This is a genomic window from Pontibacter aydingkolensis, assembly GCF_019443125.1.
Taxonomy (GTDB): domain Bacteria; phylum Bacteroidota; class Bacteroidia; order Cytophagales; family Hymenobacteraceae; genus Pontibacter; species Pontibacter aydingkolensis.
On the sequence record NZ_JAHYXK010000011.1, the window covers coordinates 48,635 to 64,785 of the forward strand.

The window sequence follows — 16,151 nt, forward strand, 5'->3', positions numbered from 1 at the left end:
GCAGGTTGTAGCATCGTATCAATCGGGGCACTGGCAGGTTTTGCTGATTCCAGGCAAAATGAAAAAATTTGCAAAAAAGTGTCAATAAATATTGATAATGAGTACAACAATTACTTTATTGGGGATAAGGAAGTAAGGGGGTTATTAACCCGCGAAGGAGAACGAAAGTTAGAGGGTCTTCCGAACCGCAATATCGATCTGAAAAACCTGGAGAAACGCATCAAAGCAAACAAGTTTGTGAAGGATGCCGAAGTATACCGGGGGCTCGATGGAAATGTGCATGTAAATGTAAAACAGAATAGGCCTATTGCAAGAATTATACGACCAGACCAGGATGTCTACATTGATGTGGAGGGTAACATACTTCCGCTTTCAGACAGATACACAGCTCGTGTAATACCAATTACCAAATCGGCTTTAAAACAGTCTCTGGACAACGAGTTCTTTCAGGACTCTACAGGACAGGGTTACCTTTCTTTGCTGCAGTTCATTGAGAACGACCAGTTTTGGAAAGCACAGATTGCCCAGATGCACATTGACGGCAGAGGCAAAGTATCGTTTTTACCTCAGGTAGGAGAGCATACCATTGAGTTTGGTAAGCCTACCGAAGTAGAACCAAAATTCAGGAAACTGATGATCTTTTATAAAGAAGTGCTGCCTGTGGTAGGCTGGGACAAATATAAAAGAGTGAATGTAGAGTACGAAGATCAGATTATTTGCGAATAAATATACAGATATGCAAAACGACAAAATAGTAGTAGGCTTGGACATTGGCACCACCAAAGTTTGCGCACTTGTAGGTCGGAAGAACGAGTTTGGAAAGCTGGAGATACTGGGCATGGGCAAAGCCGTATCGGAGGGTGTGGTACGTGGTATGGTCAGCAACATCGACAAAACTGTTGAGGCGATCAAGAAAGCTATCCGTCAGGCCGAGGAGCAGTCAGGTATCAACATAGGCGTAGTGAACGTTGGGATTGCCGGACAGCATATCAAGAGTTTACTGCACAATGGCAGCATTACACGCCAGATCACAGACCACGAGATTACAGTAGAGGATGTGAACCGCCTTACAAACGACATGTACCGTTTGGTGACGCCTCCGGGCAGCGAAATCATCCATGTAATGCCACAGGAGTATAAAGTGGATTACGAAGAAGGCATTATTGACCCGGTTGGAATGTCAGGTGTGCGCCTGGAAGGTAACTTCCATATCATTACAGCACAGTCAAACGCAATCAACAACATCAACAAATGCGTAACGCGTGCCGGCCTTGCAGTAGATCATCTTATCTTAGAGCCGCTTGCCTCGTGCATGTCGGTGCTGAGCGATGAGGAGAAAGAAGCAGGCGTAGTTTTGGTTGATATAGGCGGTGGAACAACGGATTTAGCCATTTTTAAAGACAATATTATCCGCCACACGGCAGTTCTACCATTTGGAGGTAACATAATTACTTCTGATATTAAACAGGGCTGCATGGTAATGCAAAACCAGGCCGAACAGCTTAAAGTGAAGTTTGGTAAGGCAATTGCCGACGAAGCCTCTGAGAATGAGATTGTTTCGATACCTGGTCTGCGCGACAGAACGCCAAAGGAGATATCTTTGAAGAACCTTGCCTATATTATTGAAGCAAGAATGGAAGAGATCGTGGAACTGATCTACGCAGAAATTATGCGTTCAGGGTATGGCGGCAGCCTGGCAGCAGGTATAGTTATTACCGGTGGTGGATCTCAGCTACAGAATCTTGTACAACTGGTAGAGTATATTACCGGTATGGACACGCGCATTGGCTACCCTAACGAGCATCTGGGGAAATCTAAGATTGATGCTGTTAAGAGCCCAATGTATGCTACCAGCGTTGGTCTGGTACTTGCCGGCTATCAGTCTATTGACCAGATGGCCGCAGGTTATACTGAAACACAAGAACAAACAGAGCACACGAAGCCAGCAACTGCGCAAAAAACAGCCAAAGACAAAGATAGTAATGGCGGTCTTTTCCAGATGATCAAAGGTTTCCTGTCTGACGACATAGACAACAAACAAAGTTATTAACTCATTTTAGAGCAGGAGAAATTAGCATGACTTCAATGTACACTTTTGACTTACCATCTAGCAGTAAGTCCATCATCAAGGTGATTGGCGTCGGGGGCGGTGGAAGCAACGCTGTTAACCACATGTATAGCCAAGGCATTAAAGATGTCGAGTTCATTATATGTAACACCGATGCACAGGCCTTAAAGAGCAGCAGCGTTCCTAATAAACTAGGAATTGGCCAAAACCTGACAGAAGGTCTTGGAGCTGGTGCCAACCCTGAAAAAGGCAAACACGCTGCCCTTGAAAGTAAAGAGGAGATCCGCGAAATGCTGAGCTCCGATACCAAGATGGTGTTTATCACAGCTGGTATGGGCGGTGGTACCGGTACAGGTGCCGCTCCGGTTATTGCTAAAGTAGCCAAAGAACTCGGCATCCTGACGGTGGGTATCGTTACGGCACCTTTCGCTTTCGAAGGAAAGAAAAAGAAGATAGCTGCAGAAAACGGCGTGAAGGAGCTAAGCGAAAACTGCGACACTATACTAGTGATCTTGAATGATAAGCTGCGTGAGATGTTCGGTAACCTGACTATCCGCGAGGCTTTTGCTAAGGCTGACAACGTGTTAACAACGGCAGCAAAGTCTATCGCAGAGATCATCACAGTTACTGCTGAAGTAAACGTTGACTTTGAAGACGTGAAAACTGTTATGAAAGACTCTGGCGCTGCAGTTATGGGGTCTGCAACTACAGAGGGTGAAGGCCGTGCCTTGCGTGCTGCCGAAGAAGCGCTTTCTTCTCCTTTGCTGAACAATACAGATATCCACGGTGCTCAGAAAATCCTTCTTTCTATTATGTCTGGTGAGCAGGCTGAACTTGAGATGGACGAGTTAACCGAGATCACAGAATATATCCAGGATAAAGCCGGCCAGGAGGCTGAGGTTATCTTTGGGCATGGCATTGACTCTTCTTTGGGTCAAAGCATCCGCGTAACAGTTATCGCAACTGGTTTTGCCAGCAACTCCGATAACATCATGGAGCCAAAGAAAACCGTTTTTGACCTGGATAGCCAAAAAAAAATTGAAGTAGCTGAGCCTGCTAAAGTAGAATCTCCTGAAGTTGCAGCTTTTGTAGCAAAGCCAGTTGTTGCTCCAGTGGCAACTCCACAGGCACAGTCTCCAGCGCCATCACCTGCTCCGCAGCAGTCAATTTACGAGCAGCCGCAGCAGCCTGTACGCAGACCTGTAGAACAGCCACAGCCACAGCGCACAATCTATACTTTAGACAGTAACTCGCAGAATGAATTCTTTGGTTCTGTTGCTAGAGACGAAGAGCGCGCGACCAGAGAAACTGAAAGAATCGCTGAAGAGCGTGAGTTGATGCAGCGCCGTGCCGAGGAGCGCCGTGAGCGCCTTCGTATGCTAAGCTCTGAGATAACCACTGAGGCTATTAAGGAGAAGCTGGACGTGCCTGCTTACCTGCGCCGCAATGTGTCGTTGGAGAAGGTCTCACACTCTTCTGAGCGCAACATCTCCCGCTTTAACCTTAATGATGACAATGAGATTCTTGGCGACAATCGTTTCCTGCACGATAACGTTGACTAAGTAACACCTCAAGTATAAAAGTAAAAGGGCCGCTGATACAAGCGGCCCTTTTACTTTTATATTTTTTATACTTTAAGTATAGATTTTACACTTTGCTATACTTAAAACCTGATAAACTGGTCTACATGCTGCTCCAACAGCTCCTGATAAAGTTCGTTTGTTAACTTTACTCCATCAAAGTTCTTTTCAATGTGTGCGAATTTTGGCTTCATAGCCATAATGTGCATCCCTAGGTAATTAAGTATATCTGTCAGGTGGCTTAACGATAAGCCGCTGCCTTGCATGCCTGATGATATACCTAATAAAGCACCCTTCTTATCCCTGAATGTGTTAGGATATTCCAGTCCGTCGATGAATGCTTTTAGCACTCCAGGGAAAGAGGAATTATACTCCGGTACTACAAATACGAACTTATCTGACGAGGCAATCATATTTGCTAACTTGTTAAATGACTTATTCTTTCCAATGTTATCGTAAAGGGCAGATGTTGTAAAGTCGGCAGGCAGCTCAGCAAGATCAAGTATCTGGTAAGTGATGTTTCTTTTAGATAATAGATCTGCATATATGTTTACGACAGCTCTTGAGTTTGATTCAGGGCGGTTTGTGCCGGATATTAATGTGATCATTATATAGTATTGCGTTTATGCTTGCTTAACAAGTTAACTCTGCTAAGGTTATACTTGCTGCTAGTATACGGTATATGTTAAAAAAGAAAAAGGCGAGGAGCTATAGCCGCCTCGCCTTTTATATAGTAGCTATGAGGTTTAAGCCAGGTTCTCAGACGTTAGTCTGGCGCCCAGATATTCTCTGTTCAGCATGGCGATGTTCTCTAAAGAGATACCAACCGGGCATTCTGCTGCACAGGCTCCTGTGTTTGAGCATGCACCGAATCCTTCGATATCCATTTGCGCAACCATGTTCTCAGCACGTGTTTTACGCTCTGTTTTACCTTGTGGCAACATAGCCATCTGAGATACTTTAGCTGACACAAACAGCATAGCAGAAGCGTTTTTACAAGCAGCTACACAGGCGCCACAACCAATACAGGTAGCCGCATCAAAAGCTTTGTCAGCAATTGATTTCGGGATTGGAATTTCATTAGCATCCGGTACACCACCTGTATTTACAGAGATATAACCACCAGCCTGCTGGATACGGTCAAACGCAGAGCGGTCTACAATCAAATCTTTATGCACCGGGAAAGCAGCGGCTCTCCAGGGCTCGATTGTGATCGTGTCGCCGTGGCTGAAGTGGCGCATGTGCAGTTGGCAAGTAGTAGTGCCACGCTCCGGGCCATGCGCACGGCCGTTAATAAATAAGCTACACATACCACAGATACCTTCGCGGCAATCATGGTCAAAAGCGATTGGTTCTTCGCCTTTGCGCAGCAAGTCTTCGTTTAAAACGTCCAGCATCTCCAGGAAAGACATGTCAGGAGAAATGCCCACAACAGGATATGTTACCATGGAACCTGCTGAGTTTCTATCTTTTTGGCGCCAAACCTTCAGCGTAAGGTCCATCGGTTTAGCATTTGGATTACTTCCAGCCATTTTTTTATTAATTACGAATTAAGAATTATGAATTAAGAATTTTAAATCGTCTGTTTTCAGATCCATTACTCATTCTTAATTATTAATTAATCATTACTTATAGCTACGCTGCGTTAGCTTCACATTCTCGAACTTCAGTTCTTCTTTGTGCAGCACAGGCTCGTTGCCTACACCTGTAAACTCCCAGGCCGCAACATAAGCAAAGTTCTCATCATCGCGCAGAGCTTCGTTTTCAGGGGTTTGGTACTCCTCACGGAAGTGGCCACCACATGATTCGTTTCTGTGCAGCGCATCGTCTACCATCAGTTCGCCTAGTTCTAAGAAGTCGGCAACGCGGTAAGCTTTCTCCAAAGTCTGGTTCAACTCTTCGTTCACTCCGGTTACTTTTACGTCTCTCCAGAACTCATCGCGTAGCTTACGAATCTCCTGTTTTGCAAATTTCAGGCCTTCAGCATTACGAGCCATACCACAGTAATCCCACATGATCAGGCCAAGAGCCTTATGGAAATCGTCTACTGTACGGGTACCGTTGATGCTCAGCAGTTGGTTGTTTTTGGCGATAACCTCAGCCTCTGCTTCTTTAAAGGCAGGATGGTCTGTACTTACTTTGTCGTAAGGAGTTTGCGCCAGATAGTCACCAATAGTATAAGGTATCACGAAGTAACCATCAGCAAGACCCTGCATCAGGGCAGATGCACCTAAGCGGTTAGCGCCGTGGTCAGAGAAGTTACACTCGCCGGTTGCGTATAAGCCAGGGATGTTGGTCATCAGGTTATAGTCAACCCAAAGGCCACCCATCGTATAGTGTACAGCCGGGTAAATACGCATTGGTCTTTCGTATGGGTTCTCGTCTGTGATCTTTGCATACATCTCAAACAGGTTGCCATACTTAGCTGCAATAGCAGGCTGGCCTTCACGCTTGATCGCATCAGCAAAATCAAGGTATACAGCAAGACCAGAAGCACCCACACCACGACCTTCGTCGCATACCAGCTTGGCATTGCGAGATGCTACGTCGCGCGGTACCAGGTTGCCAAATGCAGGATACTTACGCTCCAGGTAGTAATCGCGGTCAGCCTCAGCAATATCGTTAACAGTGATCTCGCCTTTTCTCAGCCTTTCAGCAATTTCTTTTGTTTTAGGCACCCAAACACGGCCATCGTTACGCAACGACTCAGACATAAGCGTTAGCTTAGACTGGTAATCGCCTGATACCGGGATACAGGTTGGGTGAATCTGTGTATAGCACGGGTTAGCGAACAAAGCACCTTTTTTGTGTGCTCTCCAGGCTGCCGTCGCGTTAGAGCCCATTGCGTTGGTAGAAAGGAAGAATACGTTACCATAACCGCCTGTTGCCAATACAACCGCATGTGCGCTATGCGACTCGATCTTACCTGTGATAAGGTTACGAACCACAATACCACGCGCTTTGCCATCAACCATTACAAGGTCAAGCATTTCGGTGCGCGGGTACATTTTTACTTTACCGTAAGCTATCTGGCGGTTAAGCGCAGAGTATGCGCCTAGAAGCAGCTGCTGTCCGGTTTGGCCACGGGCATAGAACGTACGCGACACCTGAGCGCCACCGAACGAACGGTTAGCAAGCAGGCCACCATACTCACGGGCAAAAGGAACACCCTGAGCTACGCACTGGTCAATGATGTTGACAGACACCTGTGCCAGGCGATAAACGTTTGCCTCACGTGCACGGTAGTCACCACCTTTAACAGTGTCGTAGAACAAACGAAAAATGGAGTCGCCGTCGTTCTGATAGTTTTTAGCAGCGTTGATACCACCCTGTGCAGCAATAGAGTGCGCACGGCGCGGAGAGTCCTGAAAGCAGAATGCTTTTACATTATAGCCAAGCTCACCGAAGGTAGCGGCGGCAGAAGCGCCAGCCAGACCAGTACCAACAACAATAATATCGTATTTACGCTTGTTAGCCGGGTTTACCAGCTTCACATTAAATTTATGCTTATCCCACTTTTCAGCTAAGTTGCCTTCCGGGATTTTAGAATCTAGTATCATAGTAAACTATATCAGTTTAATTATAACTCAAAGAAAAAGAAGAAGTATAGCGGAATGATAGCAAATCCCAGGCAAATGATAACAGAGAAAGCGTAACCGAACTTCTGGATAAATGGCGTATACTTTTTGTGCGTAAGGCCAAGCGACTGGAACGCGCTCTGGAAACCATGAATCAGGTGGTAAGCCAGTGCAACCATAGCCAAAACATAGATGGCAACATACCACCAGATCTGAAACGACTGAACTACTTTAATGTACAGGTTATCATACTCCACGTTCTCTACCACAATTGGGTCCAGACCACCGAAACGAGCCGGTACAAAGAAGTTCCACAGGTGGATAATCAAAAACACAAGTATAACTGTGCCCAGCAATCCCATGTTACGGGAAGACCATGTGCTGTTTTCCTGTGGGTGGTTGTTTGCATAACCTACCGGGCGAGATGCTTTATTGCGGCGTGTTAGTGCAATTGCATCATATATATGGAAAAGGAATCCTAGCAGCAGGACAATTTCCATGGTGCGGATAATAGGGTTGTTTCCCATAAAATGAGAATAAACGTTGAAGGCTGCGCCTCCGTCATCCTTAAAAAGCTGCAGGTTACCAACCAGGTGGACCACCAGGAAAGAGATCAGGAAAAGACCCGTGATCGACATGATGATCTTGCGTCCGATTGTACTGGAAAACGTTTTAGTAAACCAATTCATCTGTATTAGTTATAGGTTAATTAATGATGCGATTTTAATCTCTCAAAGGTACTAGCGCACCATTTATAAAACAATTTTAGGTTAATATTTTGAATCAATCTAAATTGGAATGCGTAGGACAAAAAACCTTTACTATGTAAACCTGCTTTTCTTCCATTTGTTGATAATAAAATCAAAGTTTTTTAGTTTACTTTATAACTGATTATACCGCCAAACCTAAGATATATGCCAAAAAGTTTACGCAAATGGTATCTGCTGCATGGTGGTCTGTTGTGGGTGTTGATATTGTTGTTGGGAGCTTTAACTGAAGCACAGGCTACGCACATAAGAGCAGGAGATATTACTGCCAAGCGGGATACTACACCCAATCCGAACCCGCTACGCTTCTTCTTCACCATGAAAATCTATACTGATGCACCTTCCAACGCAGAGGATCCTACGGTGCAAATTTCTACTGGTGTCGCAAATCAATTTATTACGGTGCCCCGCATTGGACCGGAAATACCGGTTGGGGATCCTGCTGACCAGGTAAATGTAGCCATTTATAAATGGGAGTATACGTATCCTGCCCCAGGAACTTATGTTGTTTCCTGGACTGGTGTTAATCGTAACCCTAATATCCTGAACATGGCTCCGCCTTCAGATCAGGTTACCTTTTACATCTCCACCACTATTAACATTAACCCGCTTCGTGGTTTTAACAGCACACCTGTGCTTACGGTGGCCCCTGTGGACCTCGCCGCAGTGGGCCGTATTTATGTACATAACCCAGGAGCCTTCGATGCAGATGGTGATAGCCTGGCTTTTAAATTAAGAGTGCCGCAACAACGTGGCGGCGCAACCGGAACAATAGGCAATGTGCCTGGCTACGTGCTGCCTAACCTTTATGCAGGAGGCTGTGCGAGGGCTTCGGGCACGGGGAGCTCCATTCTCACCCTGGACGTGCTTACCGGACAACTGGTCTGGGACGTGCCCTGTATCAAGGGTGAGTATAACGTGGCATTTGTCGTAGAGGAGTGGCGTGTGTCGGCTAATGGGGCAATTAAAATCGGCGAGGTGGTACGCGATATGCAAATTATTGTGAAAGAAACGCCAAATCGGCCTCCAAAGCTCGCACCGAAGGATACCTGTGTTGTAGCCGGTACTATACTGAACGGCATTATCCGGGCCACGGATCCGGACGGTGACTTTATAAGGCTTACGGCCACCGGCGGTATTATACCGCCAGCCACCTTTAGCCAGACAGTAAATACCGCAGGTGCTGCTACAGGAGCATTCAGATGGTCTACTACCTGCTCTGATGTGCGTGAACGCCCTTACCAGGTTATCTTTAAGGCAGAGGACGTACGCCCACCGAACGAGACAAAACTGGCAGACCTGCAACCCTGGAACATTACCGTGGTGGGGCCGCCGCCTCAAAACCTTGCCGCTACTGTTTCTAACAGAACGGCTACAATAACCTGGGACTCATACATCTGCCAGAATGCCTCTACTATCCGTATTTACCGGCGCGAGGGACCTTCAGGCTTTGTGCCGGATGCTTGCCAAACGGGTGTGCCTGCCAGCACAGGATATGTGCTGATAGCGGAGGTAAAAGCCAGTGAGACCTCTTACACAGACAACAACAACGGCGCCGGCCTGAAAGCCGGGGCAGAATATTGTTATATTATTTATGCTGAGTTTCCGGGCCCGGCTAGGGGTAAGAGTATTGCCTCCAATGAGACTTGTATTACCGTTGAGCAGGATATACCTTACCTGACCAATGTAACCGTAGACCAGACAGATGCAACTAATGGCCGGATAATCGTGAAATGGACACAGCCACGGGATGTGTCGAGATTAACACAACCGCTGGAGTACCGCCTTTACCGCAAGGAAGGTATGCAGACAGGAGCAGGTTTTACAGAAGTGAAACGTACCCGTAATATGGCTGACACTACCTTTACAGATCAGGGACTTAACACAGTTGAGAAAGCGTACCGTTACAGACTGGAGTTTTACCAGGCACCAACTGCCGGAGCTCAGCCTACCGAGTTGCGCGACAGTTCAGAGGCATCCAGTGTGTTCCTCACGCTTACCCCGTCTGCAGGCGACCAGAAGGAGATCAAACTGGACTGGACCTACAGCGTGCCATGGCAAAATGAAGTGCGCAGGCACTTAATATACAGGCAAATAAACGGTACTTTTACCCTGATAGACAGTGTGACTGCAACAGCTACCAGCGGAACATATACTGACCGTGGTACATTTGGCGGCACAGAGCTGATGCGGGGCGTAGAATACTGCTACTATGTGCAAACAGTAGGAGCCTACGATATAAAAGACGTGCCAGCGCCGTTACGCAACAACAGTCAGCAGGTATGCGCAGCATTGCCTAAAATTGTGTGCGCGCCTGTGTTAAGTATCGAGCAGCTGGATTGCGCCGCCTTCAGCCAGAACCCTACGCAGCCGCCCTACCAGAACCTGCTTTCGTGGGTGCCGCAGATCACCGGGGACTGCACCGACGAGATTGATTTTTACACGGTATACTTCAAGCCGACGGACGACGCCGAGTACGTTAAGTTAGCCACGACCAAAGAAACTACCTTTGCTCATACAGGGCTTCAGTCGTTTGCCGGGTGCTACGTGGTGACGGCCACCGACCTGCTGGGGCGCGAGAGCCCGGTGAGCAACGAGGTATGCAACGACAACTGCATCACCTTCATCCTGCCAAACATCATCACCCCGAACGGCGACGGGCTCAACGACGTGTTCCGCCCCGACAAGCGGGCCGCCTTCATCAAGAGCATGAAGTTCAAGGTGTTCAACCGCTGGGGCGTGCAGGTGTTCGAGAAAACGGCCACCACCGGCGACGACGTGTTCATTAACTGGCGCGGGGTGGATAACGATGGCAACCGCCTGAACGACGGCGTTTACTACTATGAGGCGGAGGTAGAGTTCTTTACCAGAAACCCGGCTGATTCGCGCAAAAAGTATAAAGGCTGGGTAGAGATAGTCCGATAATACATGATTTTAGAAAATATAGAAGAGCTTAGCAAAAGAGCCATCGTGTTTTACGATGGCTCTTGCGGCTTTTGTCAGGCGAGCGTTCAATTTTTACTAAAGTATAATAAAAAACAGGATTTATACTTTTCTGCCCTGCAATCCGATGTTTTGCAATCACTTGTTCCGGATGCTCAACTACCTGAACCGCTGCCGGATTCCATACTTTTTTGGGAAGGCGGAAAATTATACACAGAATCGGAAGCTGCATTGCGCATAACGCGGCATCTCAATTTTCCGCTTTCTATACTTTACTATTTCCGGTTTATTCCTTTATCTTTCCGTGATTTTGTGTACCGCTTTATAGCCAGGCACCGCTACAGCATTGCAGGCCGCACCGACAGCTGTATGTTGCCAAGCCCAGCACAGCGAGCCAGGTTTTTAGAGTTTTGATTGTTAGTTGTTCTGATAAAGTATAATGTTTTGTATACGCAGCAACCAATCTTTAGCGATTAAGCAATTTAACAATCAACAATTAGCAATTAACAATCAAATAATATAGAATGAAAAAAGCATACGTTTTCCCGGGACAGGGTTCTCAGTTTGTTGGTATGGGCAAGGATCTGTATGAGCAGCACGTGGAGGCGCGCCAGTTATTCGACAAAGCAAACGAGATTCTGGGCTTCAATATTACAGAGATCATGTTTAACGGCACCGATGAGGAGCTGAAGCAGACCAAAGTGACACAACCTGCCATTTTCCTGCATTCTGTGGCACAGGCTGCTGTAGCCAAGGATTTTGCTCCTGATATGGTGGCTGGTCACTCTTTGGGTGAGTTTTCTGCACTGGTTGCCAGTAAGGTGTTGAGTTTTGAGGATGGCTTGCGTTTAGTGTCTAAAAGAGCTTTGGCGATGCAGGCTGCCTGCGAGGCTAACCCATCAACGATGGCCGCTATACTTGGCCTGGAAGATGAGAAAGTAGAAGAAGTATGTGCCTCTATTGACGAAGTAGTTGTTGCTGCAAACTATAACTGCCCTGGACAACTTGTAATCTCCGGTTCTAACAAAGGTATTGAGATCGCCTGCGAGAAAATGAAAGAGGCCGGTGCCAAGCGTGCCTTGCCGTTACCGGTAGGAGGTGCTTTCCACTCGCCGCTGATGAAGCCTGCAGAGGAAGAACTGGCAAAAGCTATAGAAGAAACAACGTTCAGCCAGGGCATTTGCCCGATTTACCAGAATGTAGATGCCCAGCCGCACACCGACCCAGCTGAGATCAAAGAAAACCTGATAAAGCAGCTTACAGCCCCGGTGCGCTGGACGCAGTCTGTACAGCAGATGCTTGCCGATGGTGCCACACATTTTGTTGAATGCGGTCCGGGGAAGGTATTGCAAGGTCTTGTGAAAAAAATTGAGCGTACGGCAGAGGTTAGCTCGGTAGAATAGAGGACCTAAAAACACAAAAGGCCTTCTCCTGACAGTGCAGGAGAAGGCCTTTTTGTTCTTAAGCTTTTCAGTACCCTTAGAACATATAGCTTAATCCAGCTTTAAAGAAGAAAGGTATGCCAGGTGTAAAGTGTATTTCTGATGTAGGTTCTACCTCATTTCGTAGACGGGATTCCGTATCGAACTGGGCTTCTTTCCATTCTTCGTTTAGCAGATTCTCAACTGTTAGCTTTAGCTCAAACTTTTTTAAAGTATAGCCAGCCACTGCATCCAGCAGTAAGTAACCGTCGGCAGTAATGGAGTTGTCTTCGTTGGCCGGCCTGCTTTGGAGGTAGCGGTACCGCAGGCTTCCGTTAAAGCCCTGGGCGTTACTGCTGCGGTAGCTGATACCACCTGTGCTGGTTACAGCAGGTGCTAACGGAATGTAGTTGTTTCCTTCTGGCTCCTCTTTGGCTCTTGGCTTTGCCAAAGACAGATCTGCATCTGCAAAAAGGTGTCTGTTGAACTGGTAGCGTGCTGTCACATCAATACCATAGCGACGCGTTTTACCGGATGGCTCTACAATTCCCTCGTCTCCCACATATACAAATTCCTGGTCCAGGTCCAGAGCCCACAGCGCGGTCTGTAACAGCAAGCTTCTATGAGGCTTAAAGATAACGCCCAAGTCTGTGCCGTAGGCTGACGGTAGAATTCTATTCCTGTCTGCTACTACAGAAACACGGGCATCATTGGAGTGGAAGCCGATGCCGGCGCTGGCGTAGATACGTAGGGTAGGAGAATGAGTATAATAAACATTAGCTTTTGGACTGAACTTGTGCTGTGCTGCTGACTGGCGGCTAAAGGTAGAGTCGGGGGAGATGTCGCTGGCATAGTTAAAGTATAGCTGATCAAACCGCAGTGCTGCATTTACGGACCATTTTGGCGATAACTCCAGTGTTTCGCTTAGATAAGCGTAGGCATTGGTCTCAGTAATGTCGCCTAGCTGCTCGTTAGATAGCGTGGTGTTGCGGCCAATTGTGCGTGATAGTTCTGAGTTACTTACTACATCGTGGCGAAGCCCTATGCCTGCCTCACTTCTTAATTGTATGCCAAATAAACTATGTTCGTGGTTATAAGAGCCGTTATAGCCATAAATGTTACGGCCCTCTTTTTGCCTTATCTGGTCTCCGTTTACAGGGTCGTTCAAGAAAAAGGTAAAGTTAGAGTACAGCTCAAAGTCATACTTTACAAAGTATACCTGGTTCTGCAGTATATCCCCGTTGGGAAGTATATTTGTCAGACTTACATTTGCATTCTGCCTGGAGGTGGTTCCTCCTTCAGTGTCATCGATAGCCCCGAAGCGGGTAATTTGGCCGGACTCTATGGCGCGTACCGGAATCTGGCCAGAGGCATCCCAGGTGCTGGTAAACATAGAAAGGGAAGCAGAGAGTATTTTGTTTGTGCCAAACATGCCCTGGTAGCGCCCGAACACATTTAGCCGGTTGAAATTTTGCGGAGACTCAAAGTAGCCGTCGCTGAACATGTATTCTGTGGCCAGGTAAGCATTTTGATGCTTCATCCGGGCAGAGTCACCGAGCAAATCAAACATACCTACAGCCCGATACGTGTTAAAGCGACCCGCCTCCAGTTTAACCAGGCTGTTATCCAATGAGGAGCGTGTATTGAAGCCGGCATAACCCGCGGTGGCAAAATTACCTTGATCTGCGCGGTAGGGACCTTTACCAAAGTCTATGGATTCTATCGTTTCAGGTATGATAAAATGCAGATCGGAGTACCCCTGACCGTGTGCGTGAGATACCATATTTACGGGCATGCCGTCCACTGTAAGGCGAATGTCGGTGCCGTGGTCGATGTCGAAGCCGCGCAGGAAAATCTGCTCTGCCTTGCCGCCACCGGCATGCTGGGCAATAAACAGCCCCGGCACGTTCCGCAGCACATCCTGTGAATTCTGGATTGGACGGAGACTCATGTCAATGGTGCTGATGGTGTTGAGCGGTTCCTCGTCGGCGGCTGCCACAGTAACCTCTGTCAGGTCGAAGATGCCGCGCTCCAGCCGAGAGGTCATCTGAGTTGTTTCGCCTTCCTTCACTTCCAAAGTATAACTGGCAGACTTATAACCTAAGTATGATACATATAGTTGGTAAGTACCTTGTGGCAGGTTGGCGAATTTAAAGCGCCCAAACATATCGGTGGTAGTTCCTTTATCGGTATTGTCGAGTACTACAGAAGCGCCTGCCAGTGCAGTGTTGTCTTCTTTACCCAGCACAGTTCCTTTTATCGAGCCGCTGTGTCCGTAAGCTGTAGTTATAAACGAAGTTAATATGGTTAGAAGGAATAAAAATTTTTTCATAGTATAGGCGTAGTAATCCTTCAGACATCTGTAGAAGATGTCGCTTAGCATCGGGTATATTTTAGAGTGATATAGTTTACAGGCTAGACAAGCTGCGACTCAGCAAAGCCTTACCTTCTGTACTGACGCTACTGCTTTGAAAGGGATCTATGGAAAAAGCTTTCCGGATTAACTCTTCACCGTCAGTTTTTTTACCCAGCTTATAGTTTACCAGTCCATTTAACGTTAGCAAAGACGCGTCCTGCTTTTGTGTGCGGATAGCTTTTAGCAAATACTTGTTAGCTGTCGCATAATCCTTCTTTTCATAGTAGATAGATGCCATCATCTTACACACGTCAATATTGTTTGGCCGGCTCTTATACTCTTTTAAAGCGTATTCAAGTGCCTTGTCTGGGTTATTGTCCAGTTCAAGGTATACATTGGCAATTTCCATGTTCATGTTGTGGCCGGCTTCTTCGTCTTCATCAAAGCCTTCCAGTAGTTGCTCCATTATTTCCGCAGCCTTTTGTTTCTGGCCTGTCTTTTTATACAAATGCGCTAGTTCTTCCTGAAAAGAAAACTCCGGGATTGTTCCGGCTGCTTGCTGGAGTAGCTCAATTGCTTCTTTATCATTTCCTGTCTTCGCTTTTATTCTACCTAAGCCTGCAGTTGAGAAAGCATAGGAAGGGCGCTCTACCAGTGACTGTTTGTAATAGATTTCTGCCATTTGAAGATCACCGATTCTCTCATAAAGATTTGCCAGGTTATACTTAGCCCACGCCGTTTGCTCCAGTCCCGGATAACCCGCGTTGGCGGCCATCTCCATGGCGCGTATAGCGCCAGCCATATCCCCGTGTATTTCCCTTAAATAGGAAATTCGTGCATAAGACATTAAATCCGGGCGAATGGCTACCATTTGGTCTGCCATCTCTATAGCCTTCTCGTAATCACCCAGCTCTACATAGGCATCGCACAAAACACCATAAACTGATGCTCTGTTCGGATTTAGTTTATGTGCAAGCTTGCCTGTTTCCAGCGCCTTGTCAAAATGATGCAGAGACAGCTGTATCATTGCCTTCGCAACGGTAGCTTCAAAGCGTATGGCCGGGTCTATGTTGTTGCGGTCAAGCACATCTTCCACAAGTTTAAGGGCCGCAGGAAAATAGTAGGGGTGTTCGCCTGTTACACGCGCCTCCTGCATGTAGGCCATGGCAAGTAATAATTTGCTTTGGGTATCGTTGCTGTTTTTGCGGATTTTGTATTGCAATCCTTCGATAGCTGCTTTTGTGTTCAACCATTCGCTGGTAGTAGATATAGGACCCTGTCTTTCTCTTAGCGGAGGAATAGGTTCCTCGTGGTTCCTGCTATAAACAAAGACGCCAGCAGCAATAACAAGAAGAAGCACAAAACTTATTGCGTAGATATTTCCTCTTTTCATATATAATTCTTTAGTGAGATGAATAAAAGCAGGCCGGTGCAAAAC

General features: G+C 46.9%; 12 protein-coding genes. 6 read left to right on the plus strand and 6 right to left on the minus strand.

The window, feature by feature from the left end; genetic code table 11:
* Positions 1–78 precede the first annotated feature (78 nt).
* Genes K0O23_RS13695 through ftsZ form a run of 3 tightly spaced genes read left to right on the plus strand, consistent with a single transcriptional unit; the run spans position 79 to position 3,630 of the window.
* A complete protein-coding gene (locus K0O23_RS13695) occupies positions 79–726 on the plus strand; it encodes a cell division protein FtsQ/DivIB (protein ID WP_317195693.1) in 648 nt (215 codons plus the stop codon).
* Positions 727–736: 10 nt separating this feature from the next.
* On the plus strand, positions 737–2,050 hold the full coding sequence (ftsA, locus tag K0O23_RS13700; RefSeq protein WP_219878002.1) for a cell division protein FtsA: 1,314 nt from the start codon (positions 737–739) through the stop codon (positions 2,048–2,050).
* A gap of 26 nt (positions 2,051–2,076) precedes the next feature.
* Complete coding sequence (gene ftsZ / locus K0O23_RS13705) at positions 2,077–3,630, plus strand: cell division protein FtsZ (protein WP_219878003.1); 1,554 nt, start codon at positions 2,077–2,079, stop codon at positions 3,628–3,630.
* A 101-nt stretch (positions 3,631–3,731) separates the two neighbouring features.
* On the opposite strand, the gene K0O23_RS13710 is transcribed toward ftsZ, so the two are convergent.
* The 4 genes from K0O23_RS13710 to K0O23_RS13725 all read right to left on the minus strand — a co-directional run bounded on the left by K0O23_RS13710 (position 3,732) and on the right by K0O23_RS13725 (position 7,915).
* A complete protein-coding gene (locus tag K0O23_RS13710; RefSeq protein WP_219878004.1) occupies positions 3,732–4,256 on the minus strand; it encodes an NADPH-dependent FMN reductase in 525 nt (174 codons plus the stop codon).
* 138 nt (positions 4,257–4,394) lie between these two features.
* Positions 4,395–5,150, minus strand: a complete 756-nt coding sequence (locus K0O23_RS13715; RefSeq protein ID WP_219878064.1) for a succinate dehydrogenase/fumarate reductase iron-sulfur subunit — start codon at positions 5,148–5,150, stop codon at positions 4,395–4,397.
* Between the two features lie 123 nt (positions 5,151–5,273).
* The gene (locus tag K0O23_RS13720; protein WP_219878005.1) at positions 5,274–7,208 is read right to left on the minus strand and encodes a fumarate reductase/succinate dehydrogenase flavoprotein subunit; all 1,935 of its coding nucleotides are present in this window, start codon (positions 7,206–7,208) and stop codon (positions 5,274–5,276) included.
* A gap of 20 nt (positions 7,209–7,228) precedes the next feature.
* Positions 7,229–7,915, minus strand: coding sequence for a succinate dehydrogenase cytochrome b subunit (locus tag K0O23_RS13725; RefSeq protein ID WP_219878006.1), 687 nt, complete (start codon positions 7,913–7,915; stop codon positions 7,229–7,231).
* 225 nt (positions 7,916–8,140) lie between these two features.
* On the opposite strand from K0O23_RS13725, the gene K0O23_RS13730 reads away from it, so the two are divergent.
* From K0O23_RS13730 to fabD, 3 genes are all read left to right on the plus strand, one after another.
* Entirely contained in the window at positions 8,141–10,918 is a 2,778-nt protein-coding gene (locus tag K0O23_RS13730) for a T9SS type B sorting domain-containing protein (RefSeq protein WP_246597112.1), read from the plus strand.
* Positions 10,919–10,921: 3 nt separating this feature from the next.
* On the plus strand, positions 10,922–11,350 hold the full coding sequence (locus tag K0O23_RS13735; RefSeq protein ID WP_219878007.1) for a thiol-disulfide oxidoreductase DCC family protein: 429 nt from the start codon (positions 10,922–10,924) through the stop codon (positions 11,348–11,350).
* A 110-nt stretch (positions 11,351–11,460) separates the two neighbouring features.
* On the plus strand, positions 11,461–12,339 hold the full coding sequence (fabD, locus tag K0O23_RS13740) for an ACP S-malonyltransferase (RefSeq protein ID WP_219878008.1): 879 nt from the start codon (positions 11,461–11,463) through the stop codon (positions 12,337–12,339).
* Positions 12,340–12,415: 76 nt separating this feature from the next.
* Here the strand turns inward: fabD and K0O23_RS13745 are convergent, their stop codons facing one another.
* The gene (locus tag K0O23_RS13745; protein WP_219878009.1) at positions 12,416–14,689 is read right to left on the minus strand and encodes a TonB-dependent receptor; all 2,274 of its coding nucleotides are present in this window, start codon (positions 14,687–14,689) and stop codon (positions 12,416–12,418) included.
* A 76-nt stretch (positions 14,690–14,765) separates the two neighbouring features.
* The gene (locus K0O23_RS13750) at positions 14,766–16,106 is read right to left on the minus strand and encodes a tetratricopeptide repeat protein (protein WP_219878010.1); all 1,341 of its coding nucleotides are present in this window, start codon (positions 16,104–16,106) and stop codon (positions 14,766–14,768) included.
* Between the last annotated feature and the right edge of the window lie 45 nt (positions 16,107–16,151).